This is a genomic window from Roseiterribacter gracilis (assembly GCA_018332375.1).
Lineage (GTDB): Bacteria > Pseudomonadota > Alphaproteobacteria > BOG-932 > Roseiterribacteraceae > Roseiterribacter > Roseiterribacter gracilis.
On sequence record BOPV01000001.1, the window covers coordinates 2,559,213 to 2,578,542 of the forward strand.

At 64.2% G+C, this 19,330-nt stretch carries 23 protein-coding genes; 8 read left to right on the top strand and 15 right to left on the bottom strand.

Translation table 11 applies throughout. The features are described 5' to 3' along the window. Position 1: 1 nt before the first annotated feature. Genes TMPK1_RS12600 through TMPK1_RS12610 form a run of 3 tightly spaced genes read left to right on the top strand, consistent with a single transcriptional unit; the run spans position 2 to position 2,875 of the window. The gene (locus TMPK1_RS12600; RefSeq protein WP_420243367.1) at positions 2-2,071 is read left to right on the top strand and encodes a hypothetical protein; all 2,070 of its coding nucleotides are present in this window, start codon (positions 2-4) and stop codon (positions 2,069-2,071) included. An 11-nt stretch (positions 2,072-2,082) separates the two neighbouring features. Then, positions 2,083-2,415, top strand: a complete 333-nt coding sequence (locus tag TMPK1_RS12605) for a hypothetical protein (protein ID WP_420243368.1) — start codon at positions 2,083-2,085, stop codon at positions 2,413-2,415. Between the two features lie 22 nt (positions 2,416-2,437). Then, entirely contained in the window at positions 2,438-2,875 is a 438-nt protein-coding gene (locus TMPK1_RS12610; protein WP_420245658.1) for a TspO/MBR family protein, read from the top strand. A gap of 194 nt (positions 2,876-3,069) precedes the next feature. On the opposite strand, the gene TMPK1_RS12615 is transcribed toward TMPK1_RS12610, so the two are convergent. The 9 genes from TMPK1_RS12615 to TMPK1_RS12655 form a co-directional block, all read right to left on the bottom strand. Further along, complete coding sequence (locus TMPK1_RS12615; RefSeq protein WP_420243369.1) at positions 3,070-3,918, bottom strand: HTD2 family dehydratase; 849 nt, start codon at positions 3,916-3,918, stop codon at positions 3,070-3,072. After that, positions 3,915-5,195: a glycolate oxidase subunit GlcF gene (gene glcF, locus TMPK1_RS12620; protein ID WP_420243370.1), complete on the bottom strand. Its 1,281-nt coding sequence runs from the start codon at positions 5,193-5,195 to the stop codon at positions 3,915-3,917. Before glcF ends, TMPK1_RS12615 begins: the two co-directional genes overlap by 4 nt. Further along, positions 5,195-6,340 carry an FAD-binding protein gene (locus TMPK1_RS12625; RefSeq protein WP_420243371.1) on the bottom strand — a complete coding sequence of 382 codons (1,146 nt, stop codon included), beginning with the start codon at positions 6,338-6,340 and terminating at the stop codon, positions 5,195-5,197. The genes glcF and TMPK1_RS12625 overlap by 1 nt, the downstream gene beginning before the upstream one ends. Before the next feature lie 3 nt (positions 6,341-6,343). Beyond that, positions 6,344-7,831, bottom strand: a complete 1,488-nt coding sequence (locus TMPK1_RS12630; protein ID WP_420245659.1) for an FAD-linked oxidase C-terminal domain-containing protein — start codon at positions 7,829-7,831, stop codon at positions 6,344-6,346. A gap of 233 nt (positions 7,832-8,064) precedes the next feature. After that, positions 8,065-8,451 (bottom strand): response regulator transcription factor, encoded by a 387-nt coding sequence (locus tag TMPK1_RS12635; protein WP_420243372.1) that lies wholly within the window; start codon positions 8,449-8,451, stop codon positions 8,065-8,067. Continuing rightward, positions 8,448-8,846 (bottom strand): response regulator, encoded by a 399-nt coding sequence (locus tag TMPK1_RS12640; RefSeq protein ID WP_420243373.1) that lies wholly within the window; start codon positions 8,844-8,846, stop codon positions 8,448-8,450. Before TMPK1_RS12640 ends, TMPK1_RS12635 begins: the two co-directional genes overlap by 4 nt. Before the next feature lie 99 nt (positions 8,847-8,945). Next, on the bottom strand, positions 8,946-9,317 hold the full coding sequence (locus TMPK1_RS12645; protein ID WP_420243374.1) for a response regulator: 372 nt from the start codon (positions 9,315-9,317) through the stop codon (positions 8,946-8,948). 103 nt (positions 9,318-9,420) lie between these two features. Beyond that, entirely contained in the window at positions 9,421-10,395 is a 975-nt protein-coding gene (locus TMPK1_RS12650; protein WP_420243375.1) for an adenosine kinase, read from the bottom strand. 25 nt (positions 10,396-10,420) lie between these two features. Next, positions 10,421-11,164, bottom strand: a complete 744-nt coding sequence (locus TMPK1_RS12655) for a glycosyltransferase family 2 protein (RefSeq protein WP_420243376.1) — start codon at positions 11,162-11,164, stop codon at positions 10,421-10,423. A 142-nt stretch (positions 11,165-11,306) separates the two neighbouring features. Between TMPK1_RS12655 and TMPK1_RS12660 the strand changes: the two genes are divergently transcribed. From TMPK1_RS12660 to TMPK1_RS12675, 4 genes are read left to right on the top strand one after another with little or no spacing between them, the layout of a single operon-like run. Further along, complete coding sequence (locus tag TMPK1_RS12660; RefSeq protein ID WP_420243377.1) at positions 11,307-11,672, top strand: DUF423 domain-containing protein; 366 nt, start codon at positions 11,307-11,309, stop codon at positions 11,670-11,672. Positions 11,673-11,680: 8 nt separating this feature from the next. Continuing rightward, on the top strand, positions 11,681-12,253 hold the full coding sequence (locus tag TMPK1_RS12665) for a TetR/AcrR family transcriptional regulator (protein WP_420243378.1): 573 nt from the start codon (positions 11,681-11,683) through the stop codon (positions 12,251-12,253). A gap of 18 nt (positions 12,254-12,271) precedes the next feature. Continuing rightward, a complete protein-coding gene (locus TMPK1_RS12670; protein WP_420243379.1) occupies positions 12,272-12,700 on the top strand; it encodes a phasin family protein in 429 nt (142 codons plus the stop codon). Continuing rightward, positions 12,697-13,032 (top strand): tRNA-binding protein, encoded by a 336-nt coding sequence (locus TMPK1_RS12675; protein WP_420243380.1) that lies wholly within the window; start codon positions 12,697-12,699, stop codon positions 13,030-13,032. Before TMPK1_RS12670 ends, TMPK1_RS12675 begins: the two co-directional genes overlap by 4 nt. Here TMPK1_RS12675 and TMPK1_RS12680 read toward each other — a convergent pair. Genes TMPK1_RS12680 through TMPK1_RS12690 form a run of 3 tightly spaced genes read right to left on the bottom strand, consistent with a single transcriptional unit; the run spans position 13,029 to position 15,563 of the window. After that, on the bottom strand, positions 13,029-14,390 hold the full coding sequence (locus TMPK1_RS12680) for an ATP-binding protein (RefSeq protein ID WP_420243381.1): 1,362 nt from the start codon (positions 14,388-14,390) through the stop codon (positions 13,029-13,031). The two genes, TMPK1_RS12675 and TMPK1_RS12680, sit on opposite strands and share 4 nt — an antisense overlap. Beyond that, positions 14,371-15,048 carry a response regulator gene (locus TMPK1_RS12685; RefSeq protein WP_420243382.1) on the bottom strand — a complete coding sequence of 226 codons (678 nt, stop codon included), beginning with the start codon at positions 15,046-15,048 and terminating at the stop codon, positions 14,371-14,373. Before TMPK1_RS12685 ends, TMPK1_RS12680 begins: the two co-directional genes overlap by 20 nt. Then, on the bottom strand, positions 15,048-15,563 hold the full coding sequence (locus tag TMPK1_RS12690; protein ID WP_420243383.1) for a MarR family winged helix-turn-helix transcriptional regulator: 516 nt from the start codon (positions 15,561-15,563) through the stop codon (positions 15,048-15,050). Before TMPK1_RS12690 ends, TMPK1_RS12685 begins: the two co-directional genes overlap by 1 nt. 193 nt (positions 15,564-15,756) lie before the next feature. Here TMPK1_RS12690 and TMPK1_RS12695 point away from each other — a divergent pair, with 193 nt between their 5' ends. Further along, a complete protein-coding gene (locus TMPK1_RS12695) occupies positions 15,757-16,650 on the top strand; it encodes a branched-chain amino acid aminotransferase (RefSeq protein WP_420243384.1) in 894 nt (297 codons plus the stop codon). On the opposite strand, the gene TMPK1_RS12700 is transcribed toward TMPK1_RS12695, so the two are convergent. The 3 genes from TMPK1_RS12700 to prpB all read right to left on the bottom strand — a co-directional run bounded on the left by TMPK1_RS12700 (position 16,605) and on the right by prpB (position 19,311). Continuing rightward, positions 16,605-17,111 carry a hypothetical protein gene (locus TMPK1_RS12700; protein ID WP_420243385.1) on the bottom strand — a complete coding sequence of 169 codons (507 nt, stop codon included), beginning with the start codon at positions 17,109-17,111 and terminating at the stop codon, positions 16,605-16,607. The two genes, TMPK1_RS12695 and TMPK1_RS12700, sit on opposite strands and share 46 nt — an antisense overlap. Positions 17,112-17,209: 98 nt before the next feature. After that, complete coding sequence (locus tag TMPK1_RS12705; RefSeq protein WP_420243386.1) at positions 17,210-18,340, bottom strand: bifunctional 2-methylcitrate synthase/citrate synthase; 1,131 nt, start codon at positions 18,338-18,340, stop codon at positions 17,210-17,212. A gap of 47 nt (positions 18,341-18,387) precedes the next feature. Then, the gene (gene prpB, locus TMPK1_RS12710; protein WP_420243387.1) at positions 18,388-19,311 is read right to left on the bottom strand and encodes a methylisocitrate lyase; all 924 of its coding nucleotides are present in this window, start codon (positions 19,309-19,311) and stop codon (positions 18,388-18,390) included. Between the last annotated feature and the right edge of the window lie 19 nt (positions 19,312-19,330).

Consider the following 19,330-nt stretch of genomic DNA (forward strand, 5'->3'; position numbering starts at 1 on the left):
CATGGACGTCGCCCGCATTGCCTTCGACCCGCTGGTTTCGTGGTGGCTGATCGCACCGCTGACCGCGATCGGTCTTGCCGTCGTTCTGTTCGGTGCGTTGCGCGGTGCCGCCGGTGCGTTCCTGCGCGCGCTGGGCGTGACCTTGTTTGCGCTGGCGCTGTCCGGACCGTCGCTGGTCGAAGAAAAGCGCGAGCCAGTCAAAGACGTCGCGGTCGTCGTGCTCGACGCGTCGCCGAGCCAGCGTATGGGCGATCGCTTGCCGCAAGCGCGCAGCGCGCTCGACACGTTGCGCCAGAAGCTCGCTACCTTCGCGGATCTCGAAACGCGCGTCGTCACGGTCGGCGATGACGGCAAGCCGATGGACGAGACGCGTCTATTCGGCGCGTTGGAGACTGCGTATGGCGATGTGCCGCGTGATCGCCGCGCAGGTGCGATTCTGCTGACCGACGGACAAGTGCACGACGTGCCGGCCAAGCCCGACGGGCTGGGTCCAGTGCATGGCTTGATTTCGGGCAAGCAGGACGAGCGCGATCGCCGCCTGGCTGTGCAGCGCGCGCCGACCTACGGCATCGTCGGCAAGACGGCGCAGACGACGTTGAAGGTCGAGGACTCGGCCGGCATCGGCGCGACGCGCGCCACGGTGCGCATCACGCGCGACGGTACCGACAGCGCGACGTTCGATCTGCCGATTGGCATCGATCGCAACGTCAACCTGCCCATCGTGCATGGCGGTCCCAACGTCTTCGAAATCGAAGTCGAAGCCGCACCGGGCGGTGAAATCACCTTGGCCAACAACCGCGCCGCCATCGTCGTCACCGGCGTGCGCGAACGGTTGCGCGTGCTGCTGATTTCGGGCGAGCCGCACAATGGCGAGCGCACCTGGCGCAACCTGTTGAAGAGCGACCCGTCGGTCGATCTGGTTCACTTCACGATTCTGCGTCCGCCGGACAAGCAGGACGGCACGCCGATCCGCGAGTTGTCGCTGATCGCCTTCCCGATCAAAGAACTGTTCGAAGTGAAGCTGAACGAGTTCGATCTCGTCATCTTCGACCGCTACGAACAGCGTGGGATTCTGCCGCCGGCCTATTACGAAAACCTGGCGCAGTACGTCGAACGCGGCGGCGCGATTCTGGAAGCGAGCGGTCCGGGCTTCTCGACGCCGCTGTCGCTCTATCGCACCGCGCTGCGCAGCGTGTTGCCGGGCGCGCCGACACGATCGGGTCCGGTGATGGGCGCGTTCCGTCCCAGCATCACCGAGCTGGGCCGCCGTCATCCGGTTACCGCTGCATTGCCGGGAGCGGGCGACGTCGGTGAAACGCCAAGCTGGGGCAGCTGGCTGCGCCAGGTCGATATCTCGCCCCAACGCGGCCAGGTCGTGATGCAGGGCGCACAGCAACGTCCGCTGTTGCTGCTCGACCGTGTCGGCGACGGGCGCGTGGCGCAGCTTGCGTCGGATCAAATCTGGCTGTGGTCGCGCGGCTATGAAGGCGGCGGTCCGCAAGCCGAGCTGCTGCGCCGTCTGGCGCATTGGCTGATGAAAGAACCCGAGCTGGAAGAAGACGAGCTGCGCGCCAAAGTCGACGGCGCGCGCGTCACGGTCGAACGGCAAAGCCTGCAACGCGTCGACAGTCCCGTGCATGTCACCGAACCGGGCGGGCATATTTTCGACGTGCCGCTGACCACGACGCCAGGCGACGGCGTCGCACGCGGCAGCTTTGTCGCCAACGAACCCGGCGTGCATCGCCTGACCCAGGACGACAAAGTCGCGTTCGCAGTGGTCGGCCGTCTCAACCCGCCCGAATTGATGGATGCGCGCTCGACCGACACCAAGCTCGCGCCTGTCGCCGCAACAACCGGCGGCGCGGTGCGTTGGTTGGAAGAGGGCGTGCCCGATGTGCGCCGCGTCGATGCCGACCGTCCTGCCGCTGGCGGCGGTTGGATCGGGTTGGTGCGCAACGGCCGCTATCAAGTCACCGGCACGCGCGAATTGCCGTTGCTGCCGCCGTCCCTCGCACTCGCTTTGTTTGCCGTTGCGCTGGCGGGTGCCTGGTGGCGCGAAGGACGACGCTAGAGGAGTTGGAGATGCGCAGGATCATCCCGCTTGCACTGATCGCCTTATCCGGCTGCGCCGCCGAACCGCCGCACTATGCAGTCGGACGCAACATCCGTGGGGCCGAACATGAAGCCGAAGTTTGCCGCGCCGAAGTCAGCGCGTCGTCGTATGGCGGACGCCCGATCAACATCGTCACGCCGCCGTCGGTTCTGACGCGTCCGGGCATTCGCGCCGTGACGATTAATGTTGCTGCTGGACCGGGCACGGCGCCGCAAGGCTGGCATTGCCTGTTCAATGCGCAAGGCGCGCTGATGAGCGTGGCGCCCGGCGACGCGCAGGCACGAGGCGATTATCTCTACTGATCGCGGACGCGCGATTGGCGCGCTGCTTGTCTTCTTCGTCGTCACCTACGCCGTCGCGGCGCTGGGCGGGTTGGCGACCGAAGTCGGTCCCGGCAGTTGGTATGCGGGCCTGCAGAAGGCGAGCTTCAATCCGCCCAACTGGGTGTTCCCGGTTGCGTGGAATCTGCTCTACGCGACGATCGCGCTTGCGGGCTGGCTGATCTGGAAACGCGGTGAACGCAAAGCCCTACACTGGTGGGCAGCGCAGCTCGTGTTCAACTTGGCGTGGAGCTGGATCTTCTTTCGCGGCCATGCAGCTGTCTGGGCGTTGGCCGAGATGCTGGTTCTGTGGCTACTGATCGCGACCACGGTCGCGAAATTCTGGCGCATCGACACGCGCGCGGGCGCGCTGCTGCTGCCTTACCTGGCCTGGGTCACGTTCGCGATCACCCTGAACGGGGCAATCGTCGCGCTGAATTGATGCCGCTTGCGCCCGCGCTCCGCGCGGGCTGGATCGTGTTTCGCGTGGCGAAAACGATCTGGATTAGTGCGAGCGGCCCGCGACTTCGGTCTGGAACAGGAAGAACAGGACCGCGGCGCCGATGACGACGTAGTCCAGATGGTCGGCAAGGAAGTTCATCATGAGGGCGAAAAACACCGGCGGGCCGCCCCTCGTCAAGGTGGCGCGTAGCCCACCTCGGCCTCCATCGCCAAAGCCCCCGCCTGGTCCGTCGCCCACAGGCGCAGACCGTCGCCATTTGCCGCGGCATGGGTGGTGAGGACCGTCCCGTCGAACACCGGGCGGCGAGCCCGGAAGGCGAAGCTGGACGGAAATTTGCCCGTCGCTTCGTGTGCCAGTTCCAGCAACAAGGTCGCGATCAGCGGGCCGTGCACGATCAGGCCGGGATAGTTCTCGACTTGCGTCACGTACCGCCGGTCGTAGTGAATCCGGTGGCCGTTGTAGGTGAGCGCCGAATAGCGAAACAGCAGCACGTCGTCGGGTGTCCAGACGCGCGTCCATTGTCCCGTTTCGGCCGGCACGTCGCTCGCCGCGACCGCAGCCCCTTCGACGCCGCGATAGACGATGTCGTGCTGTTCGGTGATTGCGAGGCCTTTGGTGCCTTCGATCTGATGTTCGACTTCGACGAAAACGAGCGGGCCGCTCTTGCCCTGTTTGGCGGTGACGTTCTTCACCGTCGACACGCGCCGCACCGCTTCGCCAATCACCAGCGTCTGGTGAAATTGCAAACGGCCGCCCGCCCACATGCGACGCGGCAGCGGCACGGGCGGCAGAAATCCGCCGCGCGCGGGATGCCCGTCGTCACCAGTCGCCGATGCAGCGACCAGCGGACGAAACAGAATCCAGTGCCAGCACGCTGGAAATGCTTCGCTGACGCGCGGCCATGGTTCGGCACGACCAAGCGCGCCCGCCAGCGCCTGCGCGCGCCACGGTTCGACCGTGTCATGCGCGGTTTCGCTGCGCCCGATCCAGGCGCGGAATTGTTCGAAGTCGCCGTTGCTCATCGCAGCGCGTCTGGTTTCGGTCCGCCCGTCGCCCAGTCGAGCAGCTCGACCGTATGCACGACCGGCATGCCGACCGCGTCGGCAAGTTGCGTCATACAGCCGATATTGCCCGTCGCCATCACATCGGCGCCGGTCGCGACCAGCGTGCTGGCTTTGCGCGCTTTCAGTTGCGACGAAATTTCGGGCTGCAGCAGATTGTAGGTGCCGGCCGACCCGCAGCAGAGATGCGCGTCGAGCGGTTCGCGCACAGTGAAGCCGGCTGCCTGCAGCAACGCTTTCGGCAGGTGCGTGATCTTCTGCCCGTGCTGCATCGAACAGGCGCTGTGATAGGCGACGACAAGCCGACTACCTTGCGCCGGCGCCGGCAGGTTCAAGGTCGTGACGAATTCGGTGACGTCGCGCGCCAGCGCCGACACGCGCGCCGCGTCGGCCGCCAGATGCGGATCATTGCGGAACATCCAGCCGTAATCTTTGACCTGGGTGCCGCAGCCCGACGCGTTGACGACGATCGCATCCAGCCCCGCGCCGTCGATCTCGGCGGTAAATTGCCGGATCAGATGCGCCGCCAGATCGTGGCTGGGATCGACCTTGCCCAGATGATGCGGAAGCGCGCCGCAACAGCCGCCGGTGACGACGACTTCGACGCCGTGCCGGTTGAGCAAGCGAATCGTCGCCGCATTGATCGACGGCGCCAGCACGCGCTGCGCGCATCCAGCCAACAACGCGACACGCGCGACGCGCTTGCCCTGGGCGGGAAACACGCCGTCGCGATCGGCCGCACCGGGGCCGGGTACGTCGCGCGCAAGATCGAGCATCGCGCGCAGCCGACCTTTCGGCAGCAGGAAACGAAATGGCCGCGCCAGTGCCGCGCCGAGCAGCGCGACACGAAACCGTTTCGGGTAGGGCAGCACGAAGGCCAGCACCGCGCGCAGCGCGCGATCGTGGAACGGGCGCTGGTAGGTTTCTTCGACATGGGCGCGCGCGTGATCGATCAGATGCTGATAATGCACGCCCGACGGACAGGTCGTCATGCAGGACAGGCACGACAGGCAACGGTCGAGATGCGTCGTGACTTCGCGCGTCGCCGGCTTGCCCTCTTCCAGCATCTGTTTGATCAGATAGATGCGGCCGCGCGGACTATCGAGCTCGTCGCCCAGCAACACGTAGGTCGGGCAGGTCGCGGTGCAGAAGCCGCAATGGACGCAGGCGCGCAGTATCTTTTCTGACGCGGCGACGTCGGGATCGGCGAGCTGCTCGCTGGTAAAATTGGTTTGCATCAGCGGCGGCCGGGATTCAGGCGGTTGTCGGGATCGAAGCTTTGCTTCACGCGCCGTTCGAGATCGGCGAGCGTGGGCGGCGCAGGCTGGAACACAGGAATGCGCGCCCGAATTTCGGCTGGTGCCTTGAACAACATCGCGTGCCCGTCGACCAGCGCGCCGCGCACCGCATCCGCATGCGGCGCGTCGAGACCCAACCAGATCAAACCGCCGCCCCAATCATACAGCGCACGCAGGCTGGTGGTTTGCGCCACCCGCGCGACGAACGCAGCCGCAAGCGACGGCGTCGTCGATACGCGCCAGACGATCGGTGCGGTCGCCAGTGGCCGCACATCGCGCACGTCGCGCCAGAAAGCGCGCGAGATGTCGGCGTCGAGCACCTCGATCGTTGGCGCACCCAATTCGCGCGCCAGCGCGTCGACACGCCAGGCGACCGACGGACCGAACCCTTCGATCCGGATTGCAGCGCGACCGTTGACCACCGCTGCGCCCGCAACTTCATGCGACGAGCCCAACGCGCGCGACAGAATCGAAATTGCAATCGATGCGTCGTCAGCGTCGATCAGCAAGGTGCGTTCGGTTTCGGGCGCCGGCAGAACTTTCAACGTCAGCTCGGTCATCACGCCCAGCGTGCCCCAGCTGCCGGCAAACAATTTCGGCACGTCATAGCCGGTGACGTTTTTGACCACACGGCCGCCGGCCTTGAACGGCTCGCCGCGGCCATTCACCGCTTTCAGCCCCAGCAGATGATCGCGTGCGCCGCCCGATTTGATTCGGCGCGGCCCCGACAACGCAGCCGCAACTGTGCCGCCCACGGTCGGCGTGCCGACACTGCCCAGCAGCACGCGCGGATCCATCGGTTCGAACGCCAGCATCTGCTGCTTGGCGTCGAGTTCGCGTTGCACGACGCCCAGCGACGTCGCGGCGCCGACCGTCAGAGTCAGCTCGGCCGGTTCATAAGCGACGATGCCGTCGAAGGCGGCGAGATCGAGCAAGGTGGCCCCACCTTGTTCAAAAGCAACCGGCGCACCCAGCGCGCGTTTGGTTGCGCCGCCGATCGGTTCGAGCGGACCGCTTGCGCTGCGCACGAGTTCGGCCAGATCAGCCTCGTCGCGCGGACGCAGGCGGTTTGGAAGGTCGGTCACGATTTAGAAACGCGGCAAATCAGGGAAACGTGTTTCGCCGCGATGCACATGCACGCGGCCTTCTTCGGCGCAGCGATGCAAGGTCGGGAACACTTTGCCGGGATTGAAGCGCAGATCTTCGTCGAAGGCGCGTTTCAACCGGTGCTGCTGCTCGAGGTCGATGGCGTCGAACTGATATTCCATCAAGTCGCGCTTCTCCACGCCAACCCCATGTTCGCCGGTCAATACGCCGCCGACATCGACGCAGAGTTTCAGAATGTCGGCGCCAAAGGCTTCGGCGCGGTCGAGTTCGCCCGGCACGTTCGCATCGTACAGAATCAACGGATGGAGATTGCCGTCGCCGGCATGAAACACGTTGGCGACACCGAGTCCGTATTTCGTCGACATGTCGCGCATCGCAGCCAGCACGCGCGGCAGCGCTGCGCGCGGGATCGTGCCGTCCATGCAGTAGTAATCGGGGCTGATGCGACCGACGGCGGGAAACGCGGCTTTGCGCCCGGCCCAGAAATTCATGCGCTCGGCTTCGGTGGTCGACACGCGGCTGACCACGACGCCGTGCGATTTGGCGATGGCTTCGACGCGCTCGATCAAATGATCGACTTCGGCGGCACAACCGTCGAGCTCGACGATCAGCAACGCTTCGACGTCGAGCGGATAACCCGCATGGACGAAGGCCTCGGCGGCGTGGATCGCGGGCCGATCCATCATCTCCATACCGCCGGGGATAATGCCCGCTGCGATGATTGCAGCCACGCAGTCGCCGCCTTCTTCGGCGGTCGCAAATCCCAGTAGCAGCGCGCGTGCGGTTTCGGGCTTCTGCAGAATGCGCACGGTTACTTCGGTGACGATTCCCAGCAGCCCTTCCGATCCCGTCAGCAAACCCAGCAAGTCATAACCGGGCGCGTCGAGATGCTTGCCGCCGATGCGCACGATCTCGCCGTCGGGCGTGACGAATTCGACGCCCAACACGTTGTTGGTGGTGAGACCGTATTTCAGGCAATGCACGCCGCCCGAATTCTCCGCGACGTTGCCGCCGATCGTGCAAGCGATCTGCGACGACGGATCGGGCGCGTAATAAAACCCGGCCGCGTCGACGGCTTTGCTGATCGCGAGATTGGTGACGCCGGGCTGCACCGTGACGGTGCGGTTGGCGTAGTCGATGTCGAGCACCGCTTTGAACTTGCCGAGACCGAGCACGATTGCATCGGCAACCGGCAATGCGCCGCCCGACAGCGAGGTGCCGGCGCCGCGCGGTACGATTTTGATTCCTTCGCGACGCGCCCAGCGCAGCACCGCAGCGACTTGCTTGGTTGTTTCAGGCAAAGCCACGACCAGCGGCATCTGGCGATAAGCGGTCAGCCCGTCGCTTTCATAGGCCCGCATCCGCTCGGCTTCGGCGATGACGCTCGCGGCCGGAAGCAGCATGCGCAATTGCGCCGCGATCTCGTCGCGGCGAGCCAGAATCTGCGTGTCGGGGTCAGGCATCGCGATCATGGCCGGACGATACCGGCCAGATCGCGCGCCCGAAATAGGAAGGTCAGCCCCTGCAACCAGGGGCCGGCCGTTTAGCGGAAGAAGAGATAGATGATCAGCAGAATCGGAAGCGGAATACCGATCGCCCAGAGCAGAATATACTTCATCGCGGGACAGTCCTCTTGGTGTCTACCCGCAGAAAGCACCGAGTCAGCCTGTATGTTCCGAGTCTTCTTGGACGACGCCCACGGTCACCGTTTCCGCGCGTAGGCCATCAGCCGCGCCTGCAAATCCTGCATCGAGAAGGGTTTGCGCAGATAGCCCGCGACGCCCGCGGAAATCGCCTCGGCCACCGAGGCTTGGTCGGCGCGCGACGTCATCATCAGGAAAGGCGTTTCAGGCCAGCGTTTTTTCAGCTCGGTCAACACGCCGAGACCATCTACGCCCGGCATCATCCAGTCGCATAGAACGACGTCGAACGGCTGTTGCGCAGCACGCAGCTGGTCGATCGCGTCAACGCCGCCCGGCGACTGCGCCACCTTTCCGACGCCTAGCGACTGGAGCATGTACGCCACGAGCTCGCGGCTCTGCTTCTGATCTTCGATCAGCAGAACCGTCATCGCGGCGGGCAAGGTCATGCGGCGCAGACAGTTCCGTCGGTTCCACCCGACAGCGCCAGACAGTCGCGGACCGTGTTCAACACCAGTTGGGGATCGAACGGTTTGCGCAACACCGCCTTGGCGCCCAACCGTTCGGCCGAGCGCAGCGGGTCATATTCCGCATCGCGTTCGGCGGTGAAAACCACGACGCCGATGCGTAGATCGGAGGCCGCGCGCAACACATAGAGCCCGTCTTCGCCGGGCATATAGACGTCGGTCAGAACCAGATCGACGCGGTGGCGGCGCAGCTGCTCGGCTGCATCGAGGCCGTCCGACGCGCAAAGCGCGACATAGCCGGCCCTGGCCAACATGACCGCCAGCAGATCGCGAATAGCGACGTCGTCGTCGACAATCAGAAGAGTCGGCGGCTGCATCAGGACAGGCGGGCCCAGGGACGTGGTGAATCAAACCTAAAGAACAGGATGCGGAGCCGCGACTCGCGCGTCAAGAAGCTGTTCGCCTGTCGGACAGGCCTATGTCGTCGCGGGCACGATGCGATGGACCGCTGCGAGCAGCGTGCTTCGTTCAAGCGGTTTGCGCAGCACGCCGGCCGCGCCAAGCTTCGCGGCAAATTCCAGCGCATCGAAGGTTGCGTCCGACTTGCCGGTGAAGGCCAGCACCGGCAGCGCCGGTTGCAACAGCCGCAGATGCCGCAACAACCCCAGACCGTCTTCGCCCGGCATGAAAATGTCAGTCAGGATCAGATCGAATTTTTCTTGTGCGATCAGCTCGACTGCGTGGGCCCCATCCAGCGCGCGGCGCGTCACATGACCCGCGCTCTGTAAGATCGATTCGACGAGATCGCACACGACCTGTTCGTCATCGACCACGAGAATTCGGGCCATATCGGTTCTCGCAAATGCTTCGCTCTAGGACGACGATACGCAGATCGCCGCCATGGAGGGAAGTTGCTGACCAATCAGCCAGGTCAGATTGAATTAGATTAGATTAGATCAAATCTGACAGGCGGCGCTGCGGGCGGGCACCCACCTGCGCGATGATCGTGCCGGCTGCGATCGAGCCGATGCGACCCGATTCCGCCGGCGAGCGGCCGGTGGCCCAGCCATACAGAAACCCAGCCGCGTACAAATCACCCGCGCCCGTCGTATCGACGACCTTGGTCACGGGCGCTGCCGGCACCACAACATTTTCGGCCGGCGACACGATCAACGAGCCTTTGGCGCCGCGCGTCAGCGCTGCGAGATCGCATTTCGTCTTCACGATCGCGGCTGCTTCGTCGAACGACGTTTCATACAGCGACGCGATTTCATGTTCGTTGGCGAACAGAATATCGACATGGCCCTCGACGAGATCGCGGAACGCAGCGCGATGGCGATCGACGCAGAACGAATCCGACAGAGTCAGCGCAACTTTGCGCCCGGCTGCGTGCGCGATGCGCGCGGCTTCGTAGAAGGCCTGCTGCGCCGCGGGCGGATCGAACAAATAGCCTTCGAGATAGGTTACCGCAGATGCGCTGACGATCTCGGCGTCGATGTCGTCGGGCGACAACGTCGTGCAGGCGCCGAGGAAGGTGCTCATCGAACGTTCGCCGTCCGGCGTCACCAGAATCAAACAGCGCGCAGTCGGCGGCCCCATCATCGCGGGCGACGTGGTGAATTCGATGCCGCCGGCGCGAATATCGTGCGTGAACACGCTGCCCAGCTGGTCGTTGCGCACTTTGCCGATATAGGCGGCCTTGCCGCCCAATGACGCGACACCAGCGACCGTGTTGCCGGCACAACCACCCGACATTTCCAGTCCCGCGGGCATCGCCGCGTAAAGTTGTTCGGCGCGTTCGTCGTCGATCAACGTCATGGCACCGCGCGTGACCTGGTTGGCCGCGAGGAAGTCGTCGTCGATCTGCACGATCACGTCGACAATCGCGTTGCCGATGCCAAGCACGTCAAAACGGGGAGCGGTCATTCTTCGAGCTTTCAGCTGAAACGAGTTAGTCGCGGATCTCAGTCGCCCGACCGGCCGGATGGCGCGCACGCGCCTGCAGCCAAATCACGCCCCCTAGATCAACCAGCGAAACCCACAAACGATTATTAATGCCGTACTTCGAGGTGCCGCGTTCACGTGGGCGGTGATTGACCGCTTCCAAGCCCACCTGCAGCCCTTCGCGCTTCATCAGCGCCGGCAGGAATCGGTGCATATGGTCGAAATAGGGAAGACGCAGGAACGCGTCGCGGCCGAACAGCTTCAGCCCGCATCCGGTATCGGGCGTGTCGTCGCCGAGCAGGCCGGCGCGCACGCGGTTGGCGATGCGCGACGACCATTTGCGCACCAGCGTGTCTTGTCGCTTCACGCGTTGGCCCGCGATCATCGCAAGCGTTGCACCCGGCGCGTTGAACGCAGTCCACAGGCGCGGCAGGTCGGCGGGATCATTTTGTCCGTCGCCATCGAGGGTCGCGATCGCGCGTCCGCGCGCGGCAAATACGCCGCTGCGAATTGCAGCGCTTTGGCCGCAGCTTTTTTGGTGACGCAAACGACGAAGACGCGGAAAGCGTTGTGCTGCTTCGGCGAGCTTGGCCGGCGTCGCATCATTCGAACCATCGTCGATATAGATGATCTCGTACGCGACACCGGTCGGCGTCAGCGCGCGATCAATCTCTTCGATCAAGGGCAGAATGTTGTCGGCCTCGTTCTTGACCGGCACCACCACCGAGAGTTCGATGGACGGCGCCGACATGGAAGAAGCTGCAGCGTTTGATATCTCGGACAAAAAATGGGCTCGTCAAATCACGCCGGTGGCGCGGGACCTTCCTGTAACCGTGGGCGCGGGTCGGCGCCAAGTATAATCGGGAGCGCGATTCCGCGCGGGGAGAAACCATATGATCGCCAGCGAGCGTACGGCGTGGTGCACCGTCGCAGCCGTTAGCGGCGCGATCGCGGTCGCGGCCGGTGCGTTCGGCGCCCATGCGGTACCGGCCGGGTCAAAAGCCCAGCAATTGCTGACAACCGGCGCGACCTGGCAGCTGCTCCATACGGTCGCGCTGCTGGCTTCCCTGGCCCTGGTCCCGTCCCGCGCGGTCGGGATTTGTTTCACGGTCGGCTTGGTCGCATTTCCGGGCGCGCTCTACGCGCTGGCCTTGCAAGGCCCGAGCTGGCTGGGCGCGGTGGCACCGGTCGGCGGCCTCGCCTTCCTTGCGGGTTGGCTGCTGGTTGCAGTTGCGGCCTGGCGCAGCCGGGGTATCTAGAGACCCACATGACCGAGCCTTTTGAGAACGAGACGCGCCAAGCCGTCTATGGCGCCGCGATGCGGCTGGCCGCCGAGCAAGGCTGGCAACGCACGACGATGGGCGACATCGCCGCCGCTTCGGGCCGCGATCTTGCGACTCTGCATGACATCGCGATCGACAAAGCAGCGATCCTGACCGGCATCACCGAAGAGGCCGATCGCGCCGTGTTGCGCGCCGCGGCCGATCTGACGCTCGACGATCCGGCGCGCGAACGCCTGTTTGACGTGCTGATGCAGCGATTTGACTCGCTGCGCCCCTATCGCGCCGGCTTGCGCGCCGTGTTGCGCGATTTCGGCGGCGATCCTGTCGCAGCCGCGGCACTGTTGGGCGCGCTCGGTCGTTCTATGGCCTGGATGCTCGAAGCGGCAAAAGTGCCGGCCACCGGTCCGCTGGCGCCATTGCGCGTTGCGGGTCTGGGTGCGCTCTATGCCGTGAGCTTTCGCACCTGGCTGTCCGACGAGGGTGAGGACAGTCCGCGCACGATGGCGTCCCTCGATCAGAATTTGCGGCGCGCCGAGCGGTGGCTCGGCCTTACTTGAACGTCCTGGGAGGACAAAATGGCCGATCCGTTTTCAACCGATTTCGCGCGCATGTTCGAGCAGATGAAAGTGCCGGGCGTCGACATGGAGTCGATCATCGCCTCGCAGCGGAAAAATCTCGAAGCGCTGACCAAGGCCAATCAACTGGCGTTGGAAGGCATGCAGAAAGTCATGCAGCGCCAGGCTGAAGCAGTGCGCGCCTTCGCCACCGAATTCGCCGACATGGCGAAGGGTGTCGCCGCCGATCAGGGAAGCCCGACCGACAAAGTCGCGCGCTCGACCGACCTGGTGAAGGCGTCGTTCGAAAAGACGCTGAACCACATGCGCGAACTCAGCGAGACGATCGCCAAGTCGAACACGCAAGCCGCCGAAGTTCTGTCGTCGCGCGTCAGCGAAGGGCTGAGCGAGTTGAAAGACGCGATGCACAAGGCGAAGCCGCACGGATGAATGAAGTCCTCGCCGCGTTCGGACTGGTTGACATCCGTGTCGGCACGATCGTCGCGGTCGAGCAATTTCCCGAAGCAAGAAAACCGGCGCTGAAACTCGAAATCGAGTTCGGCGCCGGCATCGGGCGCAAAAAATCCTCGGCGCAAATCGTCAAGAACCACGCGCCCGAAACGCTGGTCGGCCGCCAGGTCGTCGCCGTCGTCAATTTCCCGCCACGCCAGATCGGTCCGTTCATGTCCGAAGTACTGGTGCTGGGCGTGCCGGACGAAACCGGCGACGTCATGTTGCTGAAACCAGAACGCCCGGTGCCGAACGGCGGGCGGCTGTACTAAAGCGGCAACCGTACCCGCGCACGCAGCCCGCCCATCGGCGAGTCCGACAGCAACACGTCACCGCCATGCCCGCGCGCAATATCGCGCGCGATGGTCAGCCCCAGACCGGCGCCGCCGGTTTTGGGATTGCGCGATCCTTCCAGACGCATGAACGGACGGAACACATCTTCACGCCGATTGGCGGGAATGCCCGGCCCGTCGTCATCGACCACGATTTCTGCAACCGGCCCGTCGCGCCGCACCGTCACCGACACGCTGCGCGCATAGCGCAACGCATTGCCGATCAGATTGTCGACGCAGCGTTTCATCGCTTGCGCGCGCAAGGTGGCGCGGATGGGTTCGACCAAAGTCAGTTCGATCGTGCGCCCGCCGCGCCGCGCGCGATCGACGCATTCCGCCACCAGCTGATCCAGTTCGGTTGCGGCCGGCGCCTCGGTCCCCTCGCCGCGCGCAAAGGCGAGGTAGGCTTCGATCATCTGCTCCATTTCGGAGACGTCGTCGGCGAAACCTTCGCGTGCTTCGCCTTCGGGCAGCAGCGCCAGTTGCAGCTTCATGCGCGTCAACGGCGTGCGCAGATCGTGGCTGACACCAGCCAGCATCTCGGTGCGCTGCTGGATCTGGCGCTTGATGCGATCCTTCATGCCGAGGAACGCGGCCGCGGCCTGGCGCACTTCCAACGCACCTTCGGGTTTGAATTTTTCGACTTCGCGGCCTTTACCGAACAGATCGGCGGCAATCGCCAGCCGGCGGATCGGACGCACCTGGTTGCGCATGAACAGAATCGCGACCGCCGCCAACAGAATCGACGCGGCCAACATCCACAGCACGAAGAGATAGGTCGTGTAGCTGAACAAGCGGCGCTGCGGCGACAGAACCGTCAGCACGCCGCGCTCAAGCTGCACGCGAATCTCGACCCAGTCTTCCGGCACGTAGGTGCCGATCTCGTAGGGGCGGTGCACTTTCTCGTTGAGCGCCTGACCCAGAATGCGGCGCACCAACGGATTCCACGGCACCAGCACCTGATCGCCCAAGGTCGCGCGCGGTTCGTAGCTGATCAACAGATCCAACTGTTTGCCGCGCGCGGTGACGATCAACGGGATCTGCGTTTCGCTGGCCGCATGTTCGATATCGTCGATCACCAGCGCGATTTCGTTGGCGACCGAAAACGCCAGCGACCGCGTCAGCGCGCTCCAATGACGATCGAAGAACAGATAGGTCGTCACCACCTGCAGCAGCATCACCGGCGTCACGATGATCAGCAGCGAACGACCGAACAGCGTGCGCGGCAGAATGCGCTTCAACCAGCCGGTGCGCTCGGCGACCGGCGATGCCGGCGCGTCAGTCGGGACGGAGGACATAGCCTGCTCCTCGAACCGTCTGCAGATAGCGCGGCAGTTTTGGGTCTTCTTCGATCTTGCGGCGCAGGCGCGTCACCTGCACGTCGACCGAGCGCGCGTTCACGCTGGCGCCCGACCGTTCGGCGAGATCTTCGCGGCTGACGATCGCGCCCGGCGCCTGCGCCAGCACGCGCAGCAACGACGCTTCGGCTTCGGTCAGCTTGACCGGTCCGTCATCGCTGTCGAGTTCGGCGCGTTGCGGATCGAAGCGGAATCGTCCCAACCGCACCGACGCTCCTTGGGCTGGGCTGGGCGCGCGGCGCAGAATCGACGCCAACCGCAACACCAATTCGCGCGGCTCGAACGGTTTTGGCAAATAGTCGTCGACGCCCGCTTCGAGACCGGCGATGCGATCTTCCGCTTCGCTGCGTGCGGTCAACATCAGAATCGGAACCGGATTCGACGCATGCAGGCCGCGCGCGAGATCGAGCCCGCTTTCGCCCGGCATCATCACGTCCAGTACCAGCACGTCGAAGCGGAACAACCGCAACAGCGCGCGCGCCTGGGCCGAATCTTCGGCGGTGGTGACGAGAAACCCGTGCTCGGCGAGATAGCGGCGCAGCAGCGAACGCAGGCGCGCATCATCATCGACGACCAGAACATGTGGCAGGTCGGCCATCAGCGGTGCTGCGGCTTATTGGGCGCGGGCGCTGCGGTATTGGCCAGCCGCGCACGATCCCGCTCATCGACCAAGCCCAACAGCACCTGCCGGAATCCTTCGACCGCCTGGGCACCTGCCGTCCGATAGGCGCGCGCCAAACGTTGGCGCTGGGTCTCGGTCAATTCGCGTTCGAGCGTTTCGCCGGTCGCGGTCAGTTTCAAACAACGCTGGCGCCGATCGCGTGCGCCCGGAATCTGCATCACCAGCCCATCGGCCACGAGCTGGTTCAGAACGCGGCCGAGGCTCTGTTTGGTGATTTTCAAAATCGCCAGCAGCTCGCCGACCGTGATTCCGGGATGACGGCCGATGAAATAGACAGCGCGATGATGGGCGCGGCCGAGCTGCCGGCTGTTGAGCAGCTGGTCGGGCTCGCCGGCGAAATCGCGCCAGCCGCAAAACAGCAGCTCCATGCCCTGGCGAAGATCTTCTTCGCGCAGGAACAGCGGATTCACGCCGGACTTTAGGTCAGCCATGGTGACCTACCTTGCCACGAGGCCGCGCGGGCCCGCAACGAGGCTGCGCGAAGACGGTCGCAGAAGGACGTTCACCGCACATTGGCCCGCGCTGCGCGCAACGACGCTGCGTTCTGTCTGCTTTGCACGACAACGGCTGGCCGCGTTTTGTCGTGTTGCGTATCGTCGCCGCTCTTATTTATCGGAGGGTGTGATGGCGTTGGTGCCGATGGACGATCGCGACGGGATGATCTGGATCGATGGCGAGCTGAAGCCGTGGCGCGATGCCAAGATTCACGTCCTTACGCACGCGCTCCATTACGGCAGCTGCGTCTTCGAAGGGCAGCGCGTCTATAACGGCAAGGTCTTCAAGCTGACCGACCACTCGACGCGCCTGCGCAAGTCGGCCGAGCTGCTTGGGTTTGAAATCCCCTACTCGGTCGCTGAACTCGACAAGGCCTGCGAAGCGGTTGTGGCCGCCAACAAGCTGACCGATGCGTATATGCGTCCGGTCGCGTGGCGCGGTTCGGAGCAGATGGGCGTTGCGGCCCAGCAGACCAAGATTCACGTCGCGGTCGCGGCGTGGGATTGGGGCAGCTATTTCTCGGAGGAGCTGCGCGAGCGCGGCATCCGCCTGACCTGGGCGCGCTGGCGTCGTCCGGCGCCCGACACGGCGCCGAGCGCGTCGAAAGCGGCCGGCCTCTACATGATCTGCACCATGTCGAAGCACGAAGCCGAAGCGGCCGGGTTCCACGACGCGCTAATGTTGGACTATCGCGGCCGTTTGTCGGAAGCGACCGGCGCCAATCTGTTCGTCGTCAAAGGCGGCAAGATCCACACGCCGGTGCCGGACTGTTTCCTCGACGGCATTACGCGCCGCACGGTGATGGACCTGGCGCGTCAGCGCGGCATCGAAGTGATCGAGCGTCCGATGTGGCCGTATGAAATCGCCACCGCCGACGAAATCTTCCTCACCGGCAGCGCGGCCGAAGTCACCGCCGTCGGCGAGGTTGATGGTCACAATCTGCAAGTCGGTCCGATCACGCGCGCGCTGCGCGACGACTATGCGCGCCTCGTGCGCGGCGAGCTGAAGGCGGCTGCGGCGTAATCTGGAATTGGGCGAGCGGCCCGTATCGCGAAGTAAGCGATCGGGCCGCCGCACATCACGATATGCGCGAACAATTGGTTCGCGACCACCAGCACAGTCGGGTTGCTGGATGACGACGCCGCCGAGAGCGGAACCACCACGTAATTCATCACGCAGAACATGCCGAGGCCGAACGCGATTGCGGTCAGCGGCCACGAGCGCGTGAGCAGCGAGACGCGGCGTACGATCTCGAAGAAGACCAGCGCAGCCACGAACATGATCGAGAAATGCAGCACGGTGCCGAGCGCCGCCGTCGCCGCACCGCCCTGAAACGAGGCGGGGCCCAACAGGCCGGTCGCAACCGATTGCGGAATGCGGATCGGGTTGGTGCCGTTGCGGATGCCGTAAAAGACGATGACGTCGAGGAAGTCGAGCGTGCCGGCGATCAAGGTCGCAAGCACAACGGGGCGAAGTCGGTTCATGCCGCAAGGCTAGACAAGCAACTCGCCGCGGTCAGGAACCAGATCGGCAGAACTTCAAAGGACCAGTGGCGCGACCCTGTGTGGGCCGCGCCACGATCTCAACGTTCGGCGACGGGCAGCACTTTGCGCTGCGCCGAGCCGTCATAGGCAGCCAGCGGACGGATCAGCTTGTTGTCTTCGTTCTGTTCCATCACATGCGCAGTCCAGCCGGTGATGCGGCTCATCACGAAGATTGGCGTGAACATCGGAATGTCGAAGCCCATCAGGTAATAGGCAGGGCCGGTCGGGAAATCGAGATTGGGATGGATGTTCTTCTTCGCGAGCATGGTGCGCTCGAGAATTTCGTACATCTCGACCCACTTCTGGCCGTTCTTGATTTTGGCCATCTCGAGGAAGGCCTTCTTCATCGTCGGCACGCGGCTGTCGCCGTGCTTGTAGACGCGATGACCGAAGCCCATCACCAGGCGCTTGTCGGCGATGTTGCCAAGCAGCCAGGCCTCGGCCTTCTTCGGATCGTCGACCTCGAGCATCATATGCATGACCGCTTCATTGGCGCCGCCATGCAGCGGCCCCTTCAGCGCGCCGATGCCGCCAACCACCGCCGAATAAATATCCGACGTTGTCGACGCGATGACGCGCGAGGTGAAGGTCGAAGCGTTGAACGAGTGTTCCGCGTACAGAGTCAGCGAAACGTCGAAACACTTCACCACTTCCGGCGCCGGCACTTCGCCAAAGCACATATGGAAGAAGTTCTCTGCGAAGCCGAGCTTGGGATCCGGCTTGATCGGTTCCTTACCGTTGCGCAGGCGATAGTCGGCCGCAACGATGGTCGGAATCCGCGCCATCATCTTGATCGATTTTTCGAGATTCGCTTTGGGCGAATTGTCTTCCGTTTCCGGATCCTGCACGCCCAGGAACGACACCGCGGTGCGCAGCGTATCCATCGGATGCGCGGTCTTGCGGAACTTGCGCATCACTTCGATCAGATCGTCGCCGATCCAGCGATGCTCGCGCTCCTGGCGTTCGAAATGCATCAGCTGTTCGCGCATCGGCAATTCGCCGTGCCAGATCAGATACGCGACTTCTTCGAACTTGCAGAGCGCAGCCAGCTCTTGCACCGGATAGCCGCGATAGGTGAGCGAGTTCGTCTCCTCCATCACCTTCGAAATCTTGGTCGTATCGGCATAGACGCCGGCCAGACCTTTTTTGATATCGATCGCGTCAGACATTGATCAGCGTTTCCTCTTTGAATGATGCGCGTGCTTTGCAGCGCGTCTTAGTTCTTTTGGGGCATGCCCTGCGGGATCACGGTGGTCACAATCGACGCGTCGAGCGCTTCGTATTCGTGATAGCCGATCGCGGCGTACAGCTCGGCGCGGGTCTGCATGCGGTCGACCATGTTCTGCGTGCCGCCGTCGCGGCGGATCGCGTTGAACAGATCTTCCTGTGCCTTGGCGGCGCAGCGCAGCGCGCTGACCGGCCAGATCACCATCTTGTAGCCCATCGCTTCGAATTCGCTGGCCGTGAAGAACGGCGTCTTGCCGAACTCGGTCATGTTGGCGAGCAGCGGCGTGCCCTGCATGCGGCGCGCGAATTCTTCGAACATCTCGCGCGTCGTCAGCGCTTCCGGGAAAATCGCATCGGCGCCGGCCTGCATATACAGCTTGGCGCGTGCGACGGCGCCGTCCATGCCTTCGCTGGCGGCCGCGTCGGTGCGCGCGATGATGACCAGGTTGCGGCGCGCCTTGGCCGCCGCCGAAACTTTCGCCGCCATGTCGTGCGCGTCGGCAAGTTTCTTGTCGTTCAAGTGACCGCACTTCTTGGGCAGAAGCTGGTCTTCGAGATGCACCGCGCCGGCGCCCGCATCTTCGAACGTGCGCACCATGTGCATCACGTTGAGCGCCTCGCCATAGCCCGTGTCGCCATCCACCAGCACTGGCAAGGCCGATGCGCGCGCGACCTGGCGCACGAAGAAGGCCACTTCATCGACCGTGATGACGCCAAGGTCGGGCAAGCCCATCGACGCGGTCATCGCCGCGCCTGACAGGTACAAGGCTTCGAAGCCGGCCGCTTTGGCCTGGCGCGCAGCGAGACCGTTTTGCGTGCCGGGCAACTGCAGGATCTGCTTGCGGCCAAGCAGCTCGCGGAAACGTTCGCCCGCGGGCTTGGTCGGCAGGTCGGCTGCGGTGAGATAGATCATCTGGAATCTCCGATGCGAA

Coding starts and splice junctions, on each gene's coding strand:
- TMPK1_RS12705 (WP_420243386.1), bottom strand. CDS start 18,340: ATGTCTGACGCGATCGATATCAAAAAAGGTCTGGCCGGCGTCTATGCC.
- TMPK1_RS12665 (WP_420243378.1), top strand. CDS start 11,681: ATGACCGAGCCTTTTGAGAACGAGACGCGCCAAGCCGTCTATGGCGCC.
- TMPK1_RS12655 (WP_420243376.1), bottom strand. CDS start 11,164: ATGTCGGCGCCGTCCATCGAACTCTCGGTGGTGGTGCCGGTCAAGAAC.
- TMPK1_RS12605 (WP_420243368.1), top strand. CDS start 2,083: ATGCGCAGGATCATCCCGCTTGCACTGATCGCCTTATCCGGCTGCGCC.
- TMPK1_RS12700 (WP_420243385.1), bottom strand. CDS start 17,111: ATGAACCGACTTCGCCCCGTTGTGCTTGCGACCTTGATCGCCGGCACG.
- TMPK1_RS12635 (WP_420243372.1), bottom strand. CDS start 8,451: ATGACCTTGCCCGCCGCGATGACGGTTCTGCTGATCGAAGATCAGAAG.
- TMPK1_RS12680 (WP_420243381.1), bottom strand. CDS start 14,390: ATGTCCTCCGTCCCGACTGACGCGCCGGCATCGCCGGTCGCCGAGCGC.
- TMPK1_RS12615 (WP_420243369.1), bottom strand. CDS start 3,918: ATGAGCAACGGCGACTTCGAACAATTCCGCGCCTGGATCGGGCGCAGC.
- prpB (WP_420243387.1), bottom strand. CDS start 19,311: ATGATCTATCTCACCGCAGCCGACCTGCCGACCAAGCCCGCGGGCGAA.
- TMPK1_RS12675 (WP_420243380.1), top strand. CDS start 12,697: ATGAATGAAGTCCTCGCCGCGTTCGGACTGGTTGACATCCGTGTCGGC.
- TMPK1_RS12645 (WP_420243374.1), bottom strand. CDS start 9,317: ATGGCCCGAATTCTCGTGGTCGATGACGAACAGGTCGTGTGCGATCTC.
- TMPK1_RS12660 (WP_420243377.1), top strand. CDS start 11,307: ATGATCGCCAGCGAGCGTACGGCGTGGTGCACCGTCGCAGCCGTTAGC.
- TMPK1_RS12690 (WP_420243383.1), bottom strand. CDS start 15,563: ATGGCTGACCTAAAGTCCGGCGTGAATCCGCTGTTCCTGCGCGAAGAA.
- glcF (WP_420243370.1), bottom strand. CDS start 5,195: ATGCAAACCAATTTTACCAGCGAGCAGCTCGCCGATCCCGACGTCGCC.
- TMPK1_RS12685 (WP_420243382.1), bottom strand. CDS start 15,048: ATGGCCGACCTGCCACATGTTCTGGTCGTCGATGATGATGCGCGCCTG.
- TMPK1_RS12695 (WP_420243384.1), top strand. CDS start 15,757: ATGGCGTTGGTGCCGATGGACGATCGCGACGGGATGATCTGGATCGAT.
- TMPK1_RS12670 (WP_420243379.1), top strand. CDS start 12,272: ATGGCCGATCCGTTTTCAACCGATTTCGCGCGCATGTTCGAGCAGATG.
- TMPK1_RS12650 (WP_420243375.1), bottom strand. CDS start 10,395: ATGACCGCTCCCCGTTTTGACGTGCTTGGCATCGGCAACGCGATTGTC.
- TMPK1_RS12600 (WP_420243367.1), top strand. CDS start 2: ATGGACGTCGCCCGCATTGCCTTCGACCCGCTGGTTTCGTGGTGGCTG.
- TMPK1_RS12640 (WP_420243373.1), bottom strand. CDS start 8,846: ATGCAGCCGCCGACTCTTCTGATTGTCGACGACGACGTCGCTATTCGC.